A 19876-nucleotide genomic window follows, 5' to 3' on the forward strand; every position below is an offset into this window, starting at 1 on the left:
CCGCACAGCCGCCGGGTGTCCGCCCGGCTCCAGGAGGGAAACATGGCACAGGAATACCGTCAGGCCTTTGAACAGGCCGCCACCGATCCGGCCGCGTTCTGGCTCACCGCCGCACAGGATGTGCAGTGGGATCAGCAGCCTACCCAAGCCATCGACGACTCCAAGGCGCCGCTGTACAACTGGTTTCCGGATGGCTCGCTGAACCTCTCAGCCAATGCCCTGGATCGACATGTGGCCGCCGGGCGCGGAGAGGCCACCGCGCTGATCTACGACTCGGCGATGCTGGGGTCGAAGACCAAGTACAGCTACAGCGAACTGCTGCGCGAGGTGGAGATCTTCGCCGGCGTGCTCAAATCCCGGGGTGTGCAAACCGGGGACCGCGTACTGATCTACCTGCCGATGATTCCGCAGGCGGTCATCTCCATGCTCGCCTGCGCACGACTCGGTGCGGTGCATTCGGTAGTCTTCGGCGGATTTGCGCCCAAGGAACTGGCTGCACGCATCAACGACTGCGCCCCGGTCGCGATCATCACCGCCTCCGGCGGCATCGAGCCCTCGCGGCATATTGAATACTTGCCGGCCGTGGCCGAAGCGCTGGCGCTCGCCGAGGCGTCGGTGCGCGATGTCATCGTCGCCCATCGTGAAGGTTTTATGCACGGACTAGGCGAATACCAGAGCGATGCGGCAGCCGAATGGCTTGATTGGGATGAACTGGCCAAGCTCGCACAGCCGGCCGGGCCGGTGTCGGTTCCCTCCACGCATCCGCTGTACGTGCTGTACACCTCCGGGACCACCGGTGCGCCGAAGGGCGTGGTGCGCGATACCGGGGGCTACGCCACGGCGCTGCAGTACTCCATGAATGCAATCTACGATGTGCACCCGGATGATGTCATGTTCACCGCATCGGATGTGGGCTGGGTGGTGGGGCACTCCTATATCGTGTATGCGCCATTGATCGCCGGAGCCACCTCGGTGCTTTACGAGGGCAAGCCGATCGGTACCCCGGATGCGGGCGTGTTCGGCCGCATCATCGAGGACCACAAGGTCACCACGATGTTCACCGCACCGACGGCTTTGCGGGCGGTGCGCAAGGCGGATCCTTCCGGAGCCATGATCGCCTCCCATGACCTGTCCACGCTGCGTGCCCTCTTTGTCGCCGGCGAGCGGCTGGATCCGGACACCTACCACTTCGCGGTGGACCTGTTGGGAATCCCGGTGGTGGATAACTGGTGGCAGACCGAGACCGGCTGGCCGATCGCCTCGAACCCGCTGGGGTTGGAGGAGCTGAGGGCCAAGGCAGGCAGTCCGACCACCCCGGTTCCCGGATTCAACGTGGAAATCCGCGACGCGCTGGGCGATCAGGTGCCCGCCGGATCCGAGGGGAACATCGTGATCAAGCTGCCGCTGCCGCCTGGCGCGCTGAGCACGCTCTGGGGCAACGACCAGCGGTTCATCGACACCTACCTGAGCCAGATCGAGGGCTTCTATCTGACCGGCGACTCGGGTTTCATCGACGAGGACGGGTACCTGTTTGTCATGGGCCGCACCGATGACGTGATCAACGTGTCTGGGCACCGGTTGTCCACCGGAGCGATGGAGCAGGTGCTGGCCAGCCACCCGGCGGTTGCCGAATGTGCGGTGATCGGCATCAGCGACGCGCTCAAAGGCCAGCGGGCCAGCGGCTACGTGGTGCTCAAATCCGGTGTGGACACCGATGAGGCGACACTGAAAAAAGAGATCATCGCGCTGGTGCGCCAGCATATCGGCCCGGTCGCCGACTTCCGCGAGGTCACCGTCGTCGCAGGGCTGCCCAAAACCCGTTCGGGAAAGATCCTGCGCAAAACCATGCGGCAGATCGCCGACGGCAAGGAATACACCGTGCCCTCGACCATCGAAGACACCACGGTGCTCGATGACTTGGCCCGGTTCCTGCGCCCGCAAGCCTAAGCGGCGAGCACCGGGCGGTTAACGCGAAAAGGCCTGACCCCCAGTCTGTGGGGGACAGGCCTTTTGCAGTGCAGAGACTAGAGGCTCACGCCAAAGACCCATGGCAGCAAGGTGTAGATCGTGCCGACGATGAGCACCATCGAGATCACGTTCAGCCAGACGCCGGCGCGCACCATCTGCTTGATGGATACTTCCCCGGAACCGAAGGCCACGGCGTTCGAGGGGGTAGCCACCGGGAGCATGTAGGCCGAGCAGACCGCCAGAGTCATCACGATGATCATCAGCAGCGGATCCACCCCGACGCCCACGGCTACCGCACCCATGATCGGGAAGAAGGCCGCGGCGGTGGCGGTATTGCTGGTCAGCTCCGTCAGCCCCAAGCCAACCAGGGCCGCGATGAGCAACACGAGGATCGGTGGCAGATCGCCCAAGGCTCCAACCTGATCGCCGATCCACTTCGACAGGCCGGTGGAGGTGAACATCGCCGACAGGGAAAGCCCGCCGCCGAACAAAAGCAGCAGACCCCAGGGGATATCGCGGGCCGACTCCCACTTGAGCAACGGCCCCTCGGACTTTCCTGCAGGTACCAGGAAGCAGGCGATCGCGGCGCCCATCGCCACCTGGGTATCGGAGATCTCGCCGAGGAACGGCATCGACCCGGCAATCGCCGGGATCTTGGCGATGAAGGGCAGTGCGACCCAGCAGAAAATAGCGACCAGGAAGATCGCCGCGACGCGTCGTTCGGAGGTGGACAAGGCGCCAAGTTTTGCCAGTTCGGCGCGGATCAGGTCCTTGCCGCCGGGGATCTGCTTCAGTCCGGTGCGGAAAACCAGCTTGGTCAGTACCAGCCAGGCAACCGCAAGCATGACGCCCGCCATCGGAACGCCGACAAGCATCCACTTGCCGAACTGCATCTCGTAGTTCAGCTCGGCATCCAGGTAGGCGGCCATGAGAGCCATCGGCGGTTGGCCGATCAGCGTTGCCATGGAACCGATGGTCACCCCGTAGGCGATGCCCAGCATCATCGATGCGGAGAATTTCGCGTCCACCGCCTTCGGATCGATATTGCGCACCAGCTGCAGGATCGAGACGCCGATGGGCACCATGATCACCGCGGTAGCGGTGTTCGAAACCCAGGCGGAGATGAAGGCGGAAGCGAGCATCAAGCCGAAGACGATCTGATCCGGACGGGTGCCTACCGCGTAGATGGTCAGCAGCGCGATGCGTCGGTGCAGGTTGCTGCGTTCGGTGGCGAGCCCCAGGATCACGCCGCCCATGACGAGGAAGACCACTGGGTTTGCATAAGGCGCGGCCACATTTGTCATGGTGTCCATCCCGAACAGCGGGAAGAGCACCAGCGGAAGCAGCGAAGTCACCGGGATCGGTGCAGCTTCGGTGATCCACCAGATCGCCATCCAGGCAGCGCAGCCGGCGACAGCTTGTCCTTGGAAAGACAGCGAATCGGGCAGGGCTAGGAAAAGAAGGAATCCGACGAGCGGGCCAGCAAGCAGGGGCAGCAGCTTGCGGCTCGGCGGGGCGGTCGTCGGTTCGGTGGGTGCGGTGCGCTGGGCATCGCCCACGCTTACGTGCACATCTTGTGACAAGGGTGATCCTGAGGGGCTCGGCGAGTGTTACCTCGCTAACTTAGTCCTGAGAGCTAGGTAACAGAAATACTTTAAAAAGCCCCATTGAGATGATGCGCATATCAATTCAACCCATGTGCCTTACGCCGGCACGGAAGCCTCCGAAAACTTCAGGCCGCCGCGGACCCAGCTAATTCGAATTGTGCCGGTATTCGAACTCCGGGCGCCCGCGCGTGCCGTGCCGTGGCTGCTTGACCGCGGACCTGGCCATCGCCAGATGCTCCAAATAGCGGCGGGCCGTCACCCGAGAGAGCCCCAGTTCCTCGCCGAGCTCGGTGGCCGAGAAGGCGCGGGCGGGACTGGTGGCCAAATGCGTCTGCACCTGCTCCAGGGTCTGGCTGATCAGCCCCTTGGGCAGGGATACCGAGGCGCTGGTGGTGCGCAACGCGGAGAACGCGGTATCGATGGCTACCTGCGAGGTGGAAGAGCCGGTGGAGCGCATCGTGGCGATAAAGGCCCGGTGGTTTTCTAGTTTTTCGGCGAACACCGCGAAGCTGAAGGGCTTGATCAGGTACTGGGTGATGCCGGTGGCCACGGCCGAACGCACCACCGCCAGGTCGCGTACCGCGGTGATCGCGATGATGTCCAGCGTGTAGCCGCGTCCGCGCATGCGCCGGGCCACATCGATGCCGTGCAGGTCGGGCAGTGTCATATCCAGCAGGACCAGATCATAGGGGGTGCCGGAGGCATGCGCCTCGGCCAGCAACTGCAGGGCGCCGTGCCCGTTGGCAGCGATGGCTCCGGTGCGGAAACCCGGCACCCGGTCCACATAGGCGGCGTGGGCACGTGCGGTTTCCGGTTCGTCGTCGACCACCAGTACGAGGAATTCGGCGGTCGGCTCGGTGTGGCTCACGCGTGCTCCTCCTGAGGTTGTACCGGCAGGGTGACGGTGAAGATCGCCCCGGCGTCGTTGTCTATGGTCATTGTTCCATGAAGCCGCGCCACCGCCTGCTGGACGAGCGCCAGGCCGAGCCCGCGCGGTGCGCTGCCCTGCTTGGTGCTCACCCCGAAGCGCAGCAGGTTCTCCAAGAATTCCGGTTCGATGCCCGGGCCGGAATCGGCCACCGCGATGATGACCTCGTCGGCATGCGCGTTCACCTCCACCCAGACGGTGGCTTCCTCCGTGCCCACCGAAACGTCCAGCGCATTGTCCAGCAGGTTTCCCACGATGGTCACGATGTCCGTGGCGTGGAAGGTATCCGGACGCACCACGCCTTCGGCGCTGATGCTCAGCGTGACCCCGCGTTCGTGGGCCTGAGCGGACTTGGCCACCAGCAGGCTGGAGAGGTAGACGTCGTCGATATTGCGCACGATCGCGTCGGTGAGCGCCTGCGAATGCTGCCGGTCATCCACCGCGAAGGCCAGCGCCTTATCCGCACTGCCATTCTCGATGAGCGTGGCGATGGTGTGCAGGCGGTTCGCATGTTCGTGGGTTTGCGCGCGCAGTGCGGTGGAGAAGGTCTTCAAGGACTGCACCTCGCCGGTCAGCTCCTGCACCTCGGTCAGATCCCGCAAGGTGAGCACCTGCCCGGTGGGCGGCTGCACGCGCAGCCAGCGCAAGGGCAGGCGGTAGCGGCCGGGCAGCTGGGTGCCGGTCAGCCGGGCGTTGCTTTGCGAGACGGCGAGCACCGCGCCGTGGCCCAGATGGATCTCATCGCGGGCGGCTCGGCCGCTGGCCATCAGCTCGCGCAGGGTGTCGGGCAAGCCGGCGTCGGCCAATGCAAGTCCGTCCCCGGGGGTCTGCGCCGGAAGCTGCAGCAGCCGGGCCGCCTCGGAGTTGTAGAGCACGATGCGGTGTTTGCGGTCAAGCAGGATCAGTCCCTCGCGGACCGAGTGCAGGGCGGAGAAGTAGAAGGCATAGAGCCGGCGCAGCCCGTGCGGGCCGAAACCGAGGGTGGCGCTTTGGATGTACCGGGAGAAGGACCAGGAGGTGAAGCCGGCCAAAAGCAGGGCGAAGAGCGAGACCAGCAAGATCTGCGGCAGCTCCTCGCGGTAGAGCACCTGCAGGCTCTCCAGCGTGATGCCGGTGGCGACCATCCCGACCAGGGTGCCATCTTCCGCGTAGACCGGGGCGATGGTGCGCACCGATCGGCCTAGGGTTCCCACCGCCTGCTCCGAGTAGATTTGGCCCTGCAGCGCTTGCGCGGTGGAGCCGGAATAGGTTTTGCCGAGCTGTTCCGGATCCGGGTGGGTCACGCGCAGCCGGTTCGGCGTCATGATCGTGATGAAATCGATGGTCGGCGCGTGGGTCAAGATGTCTTGGGTGTAAGGCTGCAAACCGGCGCTGGGATCCTGCTGCTGCAAGGCGTCAACCACAAACGGGTCGTTGGCCAAGGTGGTTGACACCGTGGCCACGGTCGATTGGCGTACATCGAGGACTACTCGGGCCTGCTGCTGGTAGGACGCGATGCCCAGCCACACCACCACGAGAATGACCAGCAGCATTTGCGCGGCGAATATTCGGGCGGCAAAGGACCAGCCGTCGCGGGTCAACGGGACCGGCGCGTTGGCTGCGGCAACCTCCTGCGGGTTGCTGACCATCTGGCTGACTCCTTCGTCGGGGAAGTTTAAGTTTCTGCTGTGTGAACAATATGAACGCAATAGAGATGCGGATCACTTTGGCGCGCACGATGGGACAAGAACGATTTTACGCGCCAGCCCGATAATGACGTTGAGCTGGCTCCTTGGCAAATTAAGGCTGGAATCTCCATGGCTGTCACAGAGCAAGTACCGCAGGACCCGTCGTCGCAGACGCCGGTCAAGAAAAAAGACCGTACCCACTGGCTGTACATCATGGTGATCGCGGCCGTGGTCCTCGGTGCTGCAGTAGGGCTCATGGCCCCCGAGGTGGGCAAGGCGCTCAAGCCCCTGGGAACCGGATTCGTCGCGCTGATCAAGATGCTCATCGCCCCGGTGATCTTCTGCACCATCGCGCTCGGTGTTGGGTCGATCGCCAAGGCTGCGACAGTGGGCAAGGTGGGCGGTCTGGCCTTGCTGTACTTCATCACCATGTCCACCTTTGCGCTGGCCATCGGCTTGATGGTCGGAAACATCATCCACCCCGGCGCCGGTCTGAAGCTTGAACCATACGAGTCGGGCTCCGCTGGCGGGGAGAACTCCACCATTGCATTCCTGCTTGAAATGATCCCGGGCGATATTCCGGTGCTTCCTACCTTGGTGCTTGCACTGCTGGTTGGCTTCGCCTTGCAGTCCATGGGCAAGTCCGGCGAGCCGGTGCTCAATGCGATCAAGAACGTCCAGGCAGTGGTCTTCCGCCTGATGATGATGATCATGTGGGTCGCGCCGATTGGCGCATTCGGCGCTATCGCCGCCGTGGTTGGTGCTACCGGTTGGGCTGCAATCGGCTCGATGGCGATCCTCATGGGTGCCTTCTACGCAACCTGTGCAGTATTCATTGTGGTCATCCTCGGAACCATGCTGCGCATGGTGACCGGGCTGAACATCTTCGCACTGCTGAAGTACCTGGCCCGCGAATACCTGCTGATCTTCTCCACCAGCTCTTCCGAGTCGGCCCTGCCACGCCTGATCGCCAAGATGGAACACGTAGGTGTTTCCAAGCCAGTTGTCGGCATCACCGTACCTACCGGTTACTCCTTCAACCTTGACGGTACCGCCATCTACCTGACCATGGCTGCACTGTTCGTCTCGACCGCGATGGGCATGCCGATGAACCTCGGCGAGCAGATCGGCCTGCTGGTCTTCATGATCATCGCTTCGAAGGGTGCCGCCGGGGTAACCGGTGCCGGGCTGGCCACACTGGCAGCCGGACTGCAGTCGCACCGACCTGAACTGCTTGACGGCATGGGCGTGATCGTGGGCATCGACAAGTTCATGTCCGAGGCACGTGCACTGACCAACTTCACCGGTAACGCCGTGGCCACCTTGCTGATCGGCAAGTGGACCAAGGAGATCGATATGGATCAGGCCCGTGCAGTGCTCGCTGGCGATCGCCCGTTTGATGAGCTGTCATTGCAGCCAGACGCCCACTAATCATGATGGGTGCATAAACCGAAGATTCCGCGGTTCCTCAAAGAGGAGCCGCGGAATTTTTCTTTATGCTGCGAAGACGCTCTGCCACAGAGTTCAGGGCAGCGGGATAACCAGGGCTCCGGCGAGAACGATGCGATTTCCGTCGGGGTCCGCCAGCTGCAGGATATGCGCACCCCCGCCTAATTGCGGACCCTGATGCGCGATTCCGACCTCGAGCAGCCGGGCCGCCTCAGCATCGAGGTCGGTCTCATCGAGCACAATGGTTGAGTTGCCGGCGCGGTCAGGTTCGGACCAGACTTGCACGCCGTAGCCTTTGCCAAGGTGCCATTCCAGCAGGCCTGGCATGGGCCGGTGATCCGGTTCGCGCCCGAACAAGTTGGTGTACCACTGTTCGGCACGTGTCAGATCGGTTACCGTGCAATTGGCAAGTATTCCTTTGATCATGGCTCTGTCCTTCTTTGCTGGCTTCTGCCCGGTGGAGTTCCAGTCGAACACGGCAGTTGAACTGCTGCAAGCCTTTGGCGCCGACCAGTTTCCCAACTACGGGTTTGGAATTTCTTCGACGCGACGGCCAAGGAATGCAACGAGCCGTTCGATCGCGGGCGCATCATCCGCGATGGCCTGGGCAGGAGCGAAGCGCCCGGTTCTGGATTGGTCTGCGAGCTGAAGTTCAATGAACTGCAAAGCTTGTTCTGCCATGCCTTCTAACGGCTCCAGTTGCTGGCCGGTGGCTTTGGCAAGATCCCAGCTGTGTGCGAGCAGGTCATACATTCGAATCTGCAACCGCTCCTGGCCGGTGGCTGAACCCAATGGGCTCTGAAAGCTGCGTTCAAGCGCTCCAGGCTGCTCGAAGGCGGCGAGCATCCGGGCAGACGAATCGAGGTACGCGGCGAACGGATCATCGCCCAGTACGTCGGTCCCGCGCTGCGGTGGCGACTGACCGGTCATAAGTGCGGCGAAGACGAGGTTCATGCCCACCAGATGCTCGACCAAATCACGCACCGTCCATTCGGTGCACGGGGTGGGCGCCGAGAATTGCGCAGGTTCAGTTCCCTCGATGAGCTGTGCGACCGAGGACAAAGCATGCTCAAGCTGTTCGATGGTTAATGGATGTGTATCGCTCATGATTCCTTCACATGCTTGGTGCGGTCAGCTGGAGAACCCAACGCGAAATCCACGGCAACGGTTTCCCGAAGCTGTTTATCGAGGGCAGCGTGCTGTGGGAGGTATTCTGCTTCCAGTATCTAAGCCTTGCTGCGCTGTTGGCGAATATCTGTTGAATCCATTACCAATATCCGCCCACCGTGACCGCTAAAGCTTTCGCGCCCTAGGCATCGACCTGCCTCACGAAGCTCATGCCGTGCCCGCGATTTCGGCAGCCAGCTCCTCGGATAACTGCTGGTTGGTACTCCGCCCCAGGTTTCCAGCAGAACCTGCGAGAGCTTTGCGAGATGTCGTGTGGATGGCTTCAAAAGTGGCTAGGGGATCCTCTGATCGGTTCATGGGGGAGAGTCACAGATTCGGCGTGGAGGCTGCGAAATCCTCGTGGCTCCTGCATCCGCTGGTACCCCGAGAGCACGTCCAGCTCCCTTACAACATTTGAGTTAAGGTTCAAGGTAAAGGCTCGCCGTATTAGTGGCGTAAACCCGAGAATTTTTGCACCGAACCGTTAACCTTAAACCAAGTACATCGTCCGATCCGAACGGGAAGTGTGGTTCACCCATCGTGAGCGAACAGCAGGGAAGTAAACAGCGCGGCGCAGGAATGCTCAAGGAGCCCCTCCCGCTCGGTCCCACCGGCAAGCCGCTAACCGAATTCCCGACCCCGCAGGAACTGCCATCGCACGGACCAGCACGGGTGATCGCGATGGTGAACCAGAAGGGTGGCGTGGGTAAGACCACCTCCACCATCAACCTGGCTGCCGCGCTCGCCGAATATGGCCGCAAGGTGTTGCTGGTGGACTTCGATCCGCAGGGCGCGCTCTCCGCGGGCTTCGGCATGAACCCCCACGAGCTGGACATGACCGTCTACAACGTGCTGATGGACCGCAAAGTCGACATCACCGATGCGATCCGCAGCACCGAGGTGGAGAATATCGACCTTTTGCCGGCGAATATCGATCTGTCCGCCGCCGAGGTTCAGCTGGTCAACGAAGTCGCCCGCGAACAGGCATTGGAACGCGCGCTGCGCAACGTGATCGACGACTACGACGTAGTGCTCATCGACTGCCAGCCTTCCTTGGGGCTGCTGACGGTCAACGCATTGACCGCGGCTCATGGCGTGATCATCCCGCTGACCGCAGAGTTCTTTGCGCTGCGTGCGGTGGCGCTGCTGATGGAAACCATCGACAAGGTCAAGGACCGGCTAAACCAGGTGCTTGAGGTCGATGGCGTGGTGGCCACCATGTACGACGCGCGCACCCTGCATAGCCGCGAAGTCATGTCCCGCCTGGAGGAAGCCTTCGGGGACAAGCTCTTCGAAACGGTCATCAAGCGCACCATCAAATTCGCCGATGCCAACGTGGCCGCCGAACCAATTACCACCTACGCGGGCAACCACCCGGGCGCTGTGGCGTACCGGAACCTCGCGAAGGAACTGATCTACCGTGGTGGCGCCCCTTAATGAGTGCGCAGGCCATCGATGAAACCGCCACCGACCCATCCGCCACGGATGAGACGGCTGGCGGTTTTCGCCTTGCACTGGAGAATTTCAACGGCCCATTCGATGTGTTGCTGCACCTGATCACACAGCGTGAAATGGACATCACCGACGTGGCGTTGGCCGAGGTCACCGACGAATTCATCGAGTACCTCAAGGAGATGCAGGGCTCCGGGGACGGGCTGAAGCTGCTAGATGAGACCACCGAATTCCTGGTGGTCGCCTCAACTCTGCTCGATCTCAAAGCCGCCCGGCTGTTGCCGCGCGGGGAGATGGCCGATGAAGAAGACTTCGAACTGCTCGAAGCACGGGATCTGCTCTTCGCCCGGCTGCTCCAGTACAAGGCGTTCAAGCACGCCGCAGAATTCCTAGGGCAGCGCTACCACGAGGAGTCGGCCCGCCGGCCGCGCGAGGTGTCGCTGGAGCCGCAATTCGCCGCGCTGCTGCCGGAACTGATCTTCAACATCGGACCGGAGAAGTTCGCGCAGCTCGCCGCCCAGGCGCTGATCCCGAAAGCCGAACCGATAACCGAGGTGGGGCTTTCGCACCTGCACGGGGCGAATGTCACCATCGGTGCCGAGGCGGAGGTGATCACCGCGATGCTCACCGAGCGCGGCACCCTGGATTTTGCGGCACTGATCGCAGACACCAGCGAACAGTTGGTCGTGGTGGTGCGTTTTCTGGCATTGTTGGAGATGTTCAGGCAGAAGGTCATCGTGTTCGCGCAGCAGGATCCGCTGGGACGGCTGGAGATTTCGCTGGCCGGCGAGCAGGATTTTGATGTCCAAGCGGTGCAAGACAGCTATGAGGGGAGCACTGGTGAGCGGGATCATGAGTGAGATTGCACCCATCGACGAGCTCCCTGGAGGGCTTAAATCGGGGCTTGAAGCGGTGCTGATGGTCGCTGATTCCCCCGTATCCACGGCGCGTTTGGCCGAAATCTTCGACCTGCCGGTAGCTCGGATTGCCACCACTTTAGAAGAGCTGGCGACCGAGTATGATGGTAAAGATCGTCCGCGTGGATTTGAACTACGCCGTGTCTCCTCTGGCTGGCGCTTTTATACGCGGACCGATTACGCCGATTTCGTCTCCAGTTATGTGCTCGACGGGCAAACAGCACGCCTTTCGCAGGCCGCCCTAGAAACCCTGGCTGTCATCGCTTACCGACAGCCGGTCTCGCGTGGACGTATTTCGGCGATTCGAGGTGTCAATGTCGATTCGGTAGTGCGCACACTGCTGACTCGAGGATTGATCACGGAGTACCCGGAAATTGGCGACGGCGGAGCGACGCTGTACCAAACTACCGAGTACTTCCTGGAACGACTGGGACTGGGCACGCTGGAAGAACTTCCGGCGCTCTCCCCGTATCTTCCCGGAGTGGCCGACCTTGAATCGCTCGATTCGGCAACCTACGACGAATAGGCATCCGCGTAAGTAACGGATGCCGACCGGACACCAGATGCGTCCCGCTTGGCTGAGCGGTGCGCCCGCGATACGTAACAGACAAGGGAAATACGAACCATGAACAAGGGTTCCTCGGCACCGCGCAATCCGCGTGGCCCCAAGAGCTTCGGCGGCAAGTCCGCTGGCAACAAGTCCTACGGCGAGAAGTCGTACGGCAACCGCTCCAATGACAACAAGTCCTTCGGCAATCGTTCCGAGGGTGGTCGCTCTGAGGGCGGTCGTTCCTACGGTGAGAAGTCGTATGGCAATCGTTCCGAGGGCAATAAGTCCTTCGGCAATCGTTCCGAGGGTGGTCGCTCTGAGGGCGGTCGTTCCTACGGTGAGAAGTCGTATGGCAACCGTTCCGAGGGCAATAAGTCCTACGGTAATCGTTCCGAGGGTGGTCGCTCTGAGGGCGGTCGTTCCTACGGTGAGAAGTCGTATGGCAACCGTTCCGAGGGCAACAAGTCATTTGGCGCGAAGAACGCATCCGGTGCAAAGCCATACGGCTCCAAGCCCGGAGCCAAGTCCGGCAAGCCGGGCGACAGCCGCGACAAGTCGAACTCGTCAGCCTTCGGAAAGAACTCCGAGCGCGCCTTCGGCAAGGAGCGCTTCGGTAACTCGGTGCAGTCCACCTATGCCCGTCCAACCCAGCGCGCTCGCGCTCAGGCTCGTGTCGAAAACCAAGCGAACCGCGTAGAAAACCAGGACGGAATCCGTCTGCAGAAGGTCATGGCCAACGCCGGCGTCGCCTCGCGCCGCGTCTGCGAAGAGATGATCACCGAGGGCCGCGTCGAGGTCAACGGGTCGCTGGTCGTCGAACTCGGTGCCCGAGTGGATCCGAAAAAAGACTCGATCCACGTCGATGGCATGCGCCTGCAGCTGAACCAGTCGAACAAGTACTTCGTGTTCAACAAGCCGAAGCACGTGATGTGCACGATGGATGACCCAGAGGGCCGCCGCACCATCGCCGACTACTTCCGCCACGAGCACGAGTCGCTGCGCCTCTTCCACGTCGGGCGCCTGGATTACAAGACCGAAGGTCTGCTGATCCTGACCAACGACGGGGAACTGGCTAACCGCCTGCAGCACCCGAAGTACGAGGTTCCAAAGACCTACCTGGTGCAGGTTCCTGGCCCGATTTCGCGCGCCGCGAGCAATGCCCTGCGCGAAGGCATCCGCTTGGAAGATGGCTGGATTAAGGTTGATGACCTTAAAGTGATTGACACCACGCCGAAGTCCGTGATGGTGGAGGTGACCCTGCACTCGGGTCGCAACCGCATCGTGCGCCGCATGTTCGACGCGGTTGGCCACCCGGTGGAGCGCCTGGTGCGCGTGGGCATCGGCCCGGTGCAGCTGGGCGACCAGAAGCAGGGAACCATCCGGCCACTGGGCAACCAGGAAGTCGGACACCTGATGGCCATGGTGGGGATGTAGCCCATGCCCACCTCTCACCTTGCCGGCCCGGTGCTGGTGATCGGCACCGGACTGCTGGGCACCTCGGTGGGTCTGGGGCTGCGCGCCAAAGGCGTGGCGGTTTACCTGCAGGACATCTCGCCGACCGCGGCGGGCGTGGCCCAGGACATTGGAGCCGGCGCGCCGTTGGCGGCGCAGACGCGCATTGCCCCGGAGCTGGTGGTCATCGGCGCTCCGCCGGATGTCACCGCCGCGCTGGTGGCAGACGCATTGCTGGCCTACCCGAACGCGACGGTGGTGGACATCGCCAGCGTGAAAGGCTCGATCCTCGACGCGGTCTGCGCCGACGAGCGACTGGGTGAGGCCGAACGCGCGCGCTATGTGGGAACCCACCCGATGGCAGGACGGGAGAAATCCGGTCCGGCCGCCGCGCGTGGGGCGCTGTTCACCTCGATGCCGTGGGTCATCTGCGCACATGCGCAGGCCTCCGCGGCCAGCGTGCGGACCGCCGAGGCGCTGGCCATCGATCTGGGGGCGACCCTGCATCGCATGGACGTGCGGACCCACGACGAGTCTGTCGCGCTGACCAGCCACTTCCCGCAGGCGGCCAGCTCGATGATCGCCTCGCGGTTGCTTAACGCCGAGGCCCACCAGCTGGGTCTGGCAGGCAACGGACTGCGCGATATGACCCGCATCGCGGCCAGCGATGAGAAGTTGTGGATCCAGATTTTCTCGCATAACGCCACCGCGTTGATCCCGATCCTTTCGGGGATGAAGGAAGATCTGGACCGGCTGATCAACACGCTGCGCAATCCGCAGGGCCATGGGGCGCTGCTGGACTTGTCGCAGCTGATGAGCGAGGGCAACGCCGGACAGGCCCGGATTCCGGGCAAGCACGGTGCGCCGCCGCAGGCCTTCGCCCTGGTCACCGTTGTGGTGGATGACAAACCGGGGCAGATCGCCGCGCTGATGGCAGACATCGGAGCGGCAGGGATCAACCTGGAGGATCTGCGCATGGAGCACTCCGCCGGACACCAGGTAGGCCTGGTGGACGTGTCGGTGCTGCCCGGCCGGCGCGATGAACTGATAAACGTATTGACGAACAACGGATGGAAAGTAGCCCAGTGACGCACGCAGCTAACCCGACGAACCTTGTCGTTGCCATCGACGGACCCAGCGGTTCGGGCAAGTCCTCGGTCTCCAAGGCCGTAGCCCGCGCACTGGGTGCGGCTTACCTCGATACCGGTGCGATGTACCGGGCAATCACCTATTCGGTGCTCGACGCGGGAACCGATCTGAGCGATGCCCACGCGATCGCCCAAGCGGTGCGCGAGGCCAAGCTGGAGATCTCGGTGGATCCGGACCATGAACATGTGGTCATCGGGGATACCGTGGTGACCGACGCGATTCGTGAACCGCGCATCTCCGAGCAGGTTTCGGCGGTGGCCACCAACCTGGAGGCCCGCGCCGAGCTGGTGCGCCGGCAGCGTGAAATCATCGCTGCCAACGCGCGCATCGTCGCGGAGGGACGCGATATCACCACCGTCGTCGCCCCCGGCGCTGATGCCCGCATCCTGCTGACCGCTTCCGAACAAGCGCGCCTGCGCCGCCGCGGAATTCAGCTCGGCGGAACCCAAGACGCGAGCCAGCTCCAAGCCCAGGTGCTGGAACGGGACAAAAAAGATTCGACGGTAGTGAACTTCACCCAGGCCGCCGACGGAGTCATCACCGTGGACTCTTCGGACCTGGATTTTGAGCAGACCGTCGCAGCCGTGCTTGACGCAATCACCACGGCTGCGAAAAAGTAGTACTGACTAAGCCGTAATCGGCGCCCATCCTCGGCGAGAGCCGATGAAGATTCACGTCCCGCCCGCAACCACGGGCCGGACCTATCGCCTTGAAGGGAAAATCATGAGCGAGCACAACACCTCCCACGACGGGGAATACACCCCGATCGTAGACGACGATATCGCCGAGCGCCTAGCCGAATTGAGCGAGGAAGACGCGGAAATCCGTACCCGCGCCCTGCTCTCCGGACTCGAAGACTATGACCTGGATGCGGAGGACGCCGCCCTGCTTTCGGGCTTGGACGACGACTCCGAGGACGAAGCAGACGTTGTCATCCCACCGGTGCTGGCCATCATCGGCCGCCCCAACGTGGGCAAGTCGACCTTGGTCAACCGCATCCTGGGCCGCCGCGAAGCCGTCGTGGAAGACGTTCCCGGTGTGACCCGTGACCGTGTTTCCTACTCGGCCGAATGGCTAGGCCGCCCGTTCACCGTGGTGGACACCGGCGGTTGGGAACACGATGCCAAGGGCATCAACGCTTCCGTTGCCGATCAAGCTGAAATCGCTGCCGACGTGGCCGACGCGATCCTTTTCGTTGTCGACTCCCACGTGGGCGCCACCGCGACCGATGAGGCAGTGGTGAAGATGCTGCGCAAGAAGCGCAAGCCGGTCTTCCTCGTGGCCAACAAGGTCGATGATTTCAACCAGGAAGCCGAAGCAGCTAGCCTGTGGGGCCTCGGTTTCGGCCAGCCATGGCCGGTCTCTGCCCTGCACGGCCGCGGTACCGCGGACATGCTGGATGCGGTTATGGAGAAGCTGCCGGCGCACTCCGCCTTCGGTGGAGTGATCCCTTCGGGCGGTCCGCGCCGTATCGCGCTGATCGGCCGTCCAAACGTGGGCAAGAGCTCGCTGCTCAATAAGCTCGCAGGTTCCGAGCGTGTGGTCGTCGACGATTACGCCGGTACCACCCGCGACCCGGTCGATGAGCTCATCGAACTCGGTGGCGAGGTCTGGCGCTTCGTGGATACCGCAGGCATCCGCCGCCGCCAGCACATGGCGCAGGGCTCGGACTACTACGCCTCGCTGCGTACCCAGACGGCCCTGGAAAAGGCGGAAGTTGCGGTGGTCCTCTTGGCCGCCAATGAGACCGTTTCCGAGCAGGACGTGCGCATCATCCAGCTGACCATCGAAGCCGGCCGTGCGCTGGTGATCGTGTTCAACAAGTGGGATGAGGTGGACGAGGATCGCCGCTACTACCTGGAGCAGGAGATCGAGCGCGACCTGGCCCACATCGAGTGGGCGCCACGCGTGAACATGTCCGCGCTGACCGGCTGGCACAAGGACAAGATGGTTCCGGCGTTGCATACCGCGCTGGAATCTTGGGATAAGCGTGTTCCGACCGGCAAGCTTAACGCGTTCCTCGGCGAACTCGTTGCGGCGCACCCGCACCCGGTGCGCGGTGGCAAGCAGCCACGAATCCTCTTCGGTACGCAGGCCTCGTCCCGTCCGCCGAAGTTCGTGCTGTTCACCTCGGGATTCCTGGATCCGGGTTACCGCCGCTTCATCGCCCGTCGCCTGCGCGAAACCTTCGGTTTCGAGGGCACCCCGATCGAAGTTTCGATGCGTATCCGTGAACGCCGTAGCCGTACCCGGTAACGGTTCGAAAATTACCCCGCACTTGAGGTAGGGTAATTAAGGAGCTTTTCGTAGACGGCACCCCGGGCCGAAAGGCACGGGGATAACGGCTGCGGGAGCATCGGGCTATGGCGCAGCTTGGTAGCGCGCCTGACTGGGGGTCAGGAGGCCGTGGGTTCAAATCCCGCTAGCCCGACCACATGGAAAACCCCGGCGAAAATTCGTTTTCGCCGGGGTTTTGGCATGTCGAGACGCATGTGAGCGCGCCTTTCGCTAGTATTTTTGATACCCGGGTGAAAGGTCCCATCTCATGTTGCGCAATTTCCGACAGATCGACGTTTTCGGTGCACAGCACTATAAAGGCAACCCGGTCGGCGTCGTGCTAGATGCCGCTGGACTGAGCCAGGAGGAACTGCGCGATTATTCGGTGTGGTCGAATTTATCGGAGTGTACTTTCGTCTACCCGCCATCCGCGCCGCAAGCCGACTATCGGTTCCGGATTTTTAGTCTGAGCACGGAGCTTCCCTTTGCTGGACACCCCACCTTGGGGACCGCTCGGGCGTGGCTGGATCAGGGCGGAGTGCCGCGCCAGGCCGGGATGATCATTGCCGAATGCGAAGCGGGCCTCGTCCCGATCCGCATCCAAGATGAGAAGCTCAGCTTCGTGTCCCCTCCTGCTACCCGCACCGGCGACGTAGAACCTGGCTATCTGGCGCAGGTTATCGAGATCCTGGGCGTCGCCGCCGAAAATGTGCTCGCCGCCCAGTGGATGGACAATGGCCCGGGCTGGGTCGGACTGCAGCTTTCCGGCGCGGCAGAAGTTTTGGCTTTGAACCCCAATGCTTCCGGCCACCCAGGCAATTGGAATATCGGTGTCATCGGTGCACTAAAACCGGGCGCAAGCCCGACCGGAGAAGACTTCGAAGTGCGGACCTTCTTCACCGAAGACGGCTTCGAGATGCGGGAGGACCCGGTCACTGGAAGTTTCAACGCGGCGGCCGCAGCGTGGATGCTGGATACCGATCGCGCGACGGCGCCCTATGCGGTGCGGCAGGGAACGGCGATGAATCGCCGCGGTCACCTTGAAATTTCGGTCGCCGACGGCAAGCTCTGGGTAGGAGGCGCAACGCACGTGGCGATCTCGGGTCAGATCGATCTTTAGGGTCGCAGCTGGGACCGCTGCGCGTTGCAGATTCGGTAGCGAACCTTGGCGGCAGTGAAGCCTGCGCGTACTGTGGAATGCATGGGAACGTTGTTTTTGTAGATCGGGACACCGCGTTGAGTCACACTCCGCGGTGGGTCCTTGGCACGAATCTTGGGTTAAGCCCGGAATTAATTCGTGAACCCGGTCCATTTCTGGCACTTTGCCGACGACTATTCGTGCAGCCCTAGTGGAATTTCGCTTCGGCTCGCGAGGGAGGTTATCCCCATGTCCCGCGAACCCATACACCCCGAAAAATCGCAGCGTCCTGCAGAAGGCGTCGAAAATTTCCAATGCTCGCTCCAGGAAGTCAGCCTCAGCTTCGGCGAACGCGATGTGCTGCAGGAGATTGAACTGCATGTAGCCGCGCACCAGAGGCTAGCGGTACTTGGCGACAACGGGGCAGGCAAATCCACGCTGTTGCGGTTGCTAGCTGGAACGTTGGTCCCAAGCTCGGGCCAACGCAGAGTTCATGTGCCCGGTGGAATCGCCATGTCCAGCCAAAATCCACAGTTCGCACCAGGCACCACCATCCAGCAGGCCATTGATGGCTACCACAGCACCTTCCGCGAACTTGAACGTTTGCTTGAGGCCATCGGCCGCCGTTTGGAAAATTCCCCTGCTGCTGAAGCCGAAGGGCTTCTAGTGCAGCTGTCGCAGGTGACGGAGCTTTACGAAGCACGGCAGGGGTACACGCTGGAACATCGCCTTAACCGCGCCTTGGAACAGTTGGGCTTAGGCGAGCTTGATCGAGACGCTTCAGTTGCGACGCTCTCTGGCGGTCAAAGATCCCGACTGACCTTGGCAGCTGTGCTGTGCGCCGAAGCGCAGCTATTGCTACTCGACGAACCGACTAATGATTTGGATGAGGCGGCCTTGGTATGGCTGGAGGAGAGTCTGCACATCCATCGCGGTGCATTGGTGGTGGTCAGCCATGACCGGGTGTTTTTGCGCAGGTTCGCCCACGATATCGTGCAAGTGCATCGGGGAAAGTTGCAGCATTATGGCGATGGCTACCAAGGTTTCTTGAGCGAGAAGAAACGGGAACGAGAGCGACTGATTGCCGAACACGAATCGTGGAGTCAGGAACTCGAGCGAGCCCGGAAGCTTGTGCTCAAAAATGCGTCCAGGGTGGCCGCGGTACCGAGAAAACGCGAAAAGGCAGGATTTGGGCACGGCGCGTTTCGGCAACGCAGCCGTACGCATGGGTCCACGAGCAAAACCCGTCAAGCCAAGTCGCGTATCAACGAGCTAACCGCAGCGCCCGCCGTGGAACCGGCCAAGGAATTGCACTTTGCCTTGCCCGAGGCAGTCGCGCAAAACGATGGGGCCAGCGAGGCTTTGATCGTTGTTGATGGTGCCTCACGTAGTAATGCGCCGGCGGTGAACACCGGCAGCTTCATCATCCGCCCGGGGGAGCGGTGGCTGGTTTCGGGGCCAAACGCGTCCGGTAAAACCGCACTGTTGAGACTTCTGGCCGGTGAGCTCCAGGAGGAACATGGAACAGTGGCGCGCGCTTCGCACTTGAACGTGCGGTGGTTACGCCAAGAATTAGGATCCCTGCCCGGGCGAAGCGTAGTGGAAGCATTTGCCTTGGCAATTGATGAGTATGTACCTCAAGCATGGGTGAAGCTGGCGCATTTGGGGCTTTTTGACCCGGAGGATTTCACTCGCCATCCTCAAAGTCTCTCGGTGGGTCAACAGCGCAGGTTGGAACTGGCGGTCGCCTTGTCCAGCAGGGCCGAGTTGTTATTGCTCGATGAACCGACGAACCATCTGTCACCAGAGCTCGTGGAAAGCATGGAAGAAGCGCTAGTGGACTATGCCGGAACCGTCATTACGGTGACCCACGATCGGCGTTGGCAGCAAAAGTTGTTCGAGACCTTTCAAGTGCGGCGCCTGTTTGTTGCACCCGGCGGGATGGTTACTGAAGTTTCCTGAATTCAACAAAAGCCGTCGATTGGCCGGTGTTTCTCTAAGTTGAGGCTCGGACGGCTATATCCAGAAAAGTATTATCGGCGTAGATTTTGAGCCAATGACTTCGGGAAAGGTGAGACGTACGCAATCTCAGCTTGTGTCGACGTTCACAATACACTTATAGTTAGTGTGCGATATGCGAATCTAATGTTCGATT

At 61.9% G+C, this 19876-nt stretch carries 16 protein-coding genes and 1 tRNA gene; 12 read left to right on the forward strand and 5 right to left on the reverse strand.

Annotated features, from left to right (window positions below; translation table 11 throughout):
• Nucleotides 1-42 precede the first annotated feature (42 nt).
• Nucleotides 43-1947 carry an AMP-binding protein gene (locus LG294_RS05550; protein ID WP_404290295.1) on the forward strand — a complete coding sequence of 635 codons (1905 nt, stop codon included), beginning with the start codon at nt 43-45 and terminating at the stop codon, nt 1945-1947.
• Nucleotides 1948-2024: 77 nt separating this feature from the next.
• On the opposite strand, the gene LG294_RS05555 is transcribed toward LG294_RS05550, so the two are convergent.
• The 3 genes from LG294_RS05555 to LG294_RS05565 all read right to left on the reverse strand — a co-directional run bounded on the left by LG294_RS05555 (nt 2025) and on the right by LG294_RS05565 (nt 6131).
• Nucleotides 2025-3551 (reverse strand): SLC13 family permease, encoded by a 1527-nt coding sequence (locus LG294_RS05555; protein ID WP_404290297.1) that lies wholly within the window; start codon nt 3549-3551, stop codon nt 2025-2027.
• Between the two features lie 169 nt (nt 3552-3720).
• On the reverse strand, nt 3721-4443 hold the full coding sequence (locus LG294_RS05560; protein ID WP_404290299.1) for a response regulator: 723 nt from the start codon (nt 4441-4443) through the stop codon (nt 3721-3723).
• Nucleotides 4440-6131 carry an ATP-binding protein gene (locus LG294_RS05565; RefSeq protein ID WP_404290301.1) on the reverse strand — a complete coding sequence of 564 codons (1692 nt, stop codon included), beginning with the start codon at nt 6129-6131 and terminating at the stop codon, nt 4440-4442. The genes LG294_RS05560 and LG294_RS05565 overlap by 4 nt, the downstream gene beginning before the upstream one ends.
• Nucleotides 6132-6299: 168 nt before the next feature.
• Here LG294_RS05565 and LG294_RS05570 point away from each other — a divergent pair, with 168 nt between their 5' ends.
• Nucleotides 6300-7601 carry a cation:dicarboxylate symporter family transporter gene (locus LG294_RS05570; protein ID WP_404290303.1) on the forward strand — a complete coding sequence of 434 codons (1302 nt, stop codon included), beginning with the start codon at nt 6300-6302 and terminating at the stop codon, nt 7599-7601.
• A gap of 93 nt (nt 7602-7694) precedes the next feature.
• Here LG294_RS05570 and LG294_RS05575 read toward each other — a convergent pair whose 3' ends face one another.
• Nucleotides 7695-8045 (reverse strand): VOC family protein, encoded by a 351-nt coding sequence (locus tag LG294_RS05575; RefSeq protein ID WP_404290305.1) that lies wholly within the window; start codon nt 8043-8045, stop codon nt 7695-7697.
• Nucleotides 8046-8141: 96 nt separating this feature from the next.
• Entirely contained in the window at nt 8142-8726 is a 585-nt protein-coding gene (locus tag LG294_RS05580) for a TIGR03086 family metal-binding protein (RefSeq protein WP_404290307.1), read from the reverse strand.
• Nucleotides 8727-9365: 639 nt separating this feature from the next.
• Here LG294_RS05580 and LG294_RS05585 point away from each other — a divergent pair.
• From LG294_RS05585 to LG294_RS05630, 10 genes are all read left to right on the forward strand, one after another.
• Entirely contained in the window at nt 9366-10223 is an 858-nt protein-coding gene (locus LG294_RS05585; RefSeq protein WP_404291653.1) for a ParA family protein, read from the forward strand.
• The gene (locus LG294_RS05590) at nt 10223-11098 is read left to right on the forward strand and encodes a segregation and condensation protein A (RefSeq protein WP_404290309.1); all 876 of its coding nucleotides are present in this window, start codon (nt 10223-10225) and stop codon (nt 11096-11098) included. Before LG294_RS05585 ends, LG294_RS05590 begins: the two co-directional genes overlap by 1 nt.
• Nucleotides 11091-11681, forward strand: coding sequence for an SMC-Scp complex subunit ScpB (gene scpB / locus LG294_RS05595; protein WP_404290311.1), 591 nt, complete (start codon nt 11091-11093; stop codon nt 11679-11681). The genes LG294_RS05590 and scpB overlap by 8 nt, the downstream gene beginning before the upstream one ends.
• A gap of 99 nt (nt 11682-11780) precedes the next feature.
• Nucleotides 11781-13139, forward strand: a complete 1359-nt coding sequence (locus LG294_RS05600; RefSeq protein WP_404290313.1) for a pseudouridine synthase — start codon at nt 11781-11783, stop codon at nt 13137-13139.
• A 3-nt stretch (nt 13140-13142) separates the two neighbouring features.
• Complete coding sequence (locus LG294_RS05605; protein ID WP_404290315.1) at nt 13143-14246, forward strand: prephenate dehydrogenase; 1104 nt, start codon at nt 13143-13145, stop codon at nt 14244-14246.
• Nucleotides 14228-14926 carry a (d)CMP kinase gene (cmk, locus tag LG294_RS05610; protein WP_404290317.1) on the forward strand — a complete coding sequence of 233 codons (699 nt, stop codon included), beginning with the start codon at nt 14228-14230 and terminating at the stop codon, nt 14924-14926. The genes LG294_RS05605 and cmk overlap by 19 nt, the downstream gene beginning before the upstream one ends.
• A gap of 103 nt (nt 14927-15029) precedes the next feature.
• Nucleotides 15030-16562 (forward strand): ribosome biogenesis GTPase Der, encoded by a 1533-nt coding sequence (gene der, locus LG294_RS05615; protein WP_404290319.1) that lies wholly within the window; start codon nt 15030-15032, stop codon nt 16560-16562.
• A gap of 101 nt (nt 16563-16663) precedes the next feature.
• Nucleotides 16664-16740: transfer RNA gene (locus LG294_RS05620), tRNA-Pro, on the forward strand.
• Nucleotides 16741-16851: 111 nt separating this feature from the next.
• Nucleotides 16852-17703, forward strand: coding sequence for a PhzF family phenazine biosynthesis protein (locus tag LG294_RS05625; RefSeq protein ID WP_404290321.1), 852 nt, complete (start codon nt 16852-16854; stop codon nt 17701-17703).
• Nucleotides 17704-17970: 267 nt separating this feature from the next.
• A complete protein-coding gene (locus LG294_RS05630) occupies nt 17971-19683 on the forward strand; it encodes an ABC-F family ATP-binding cassette domain-containing protein (protein WP_404290323.1) in 1713 nt (570 codons plus the stop codon).
• The last annotated feature ends 193 nt before the right edge of the window (nt 19684-19876 follow it).

The organism is Glutamicibacter arilaitensis (genome assembly GCF_044793945.1).
Lineage (GTDB): Bacteria > Actinomycetota > Actinomycetes > Actinomycetales > Micrococcaceae > Glutamicibacter > Glutamicibacter arilaitensis_B.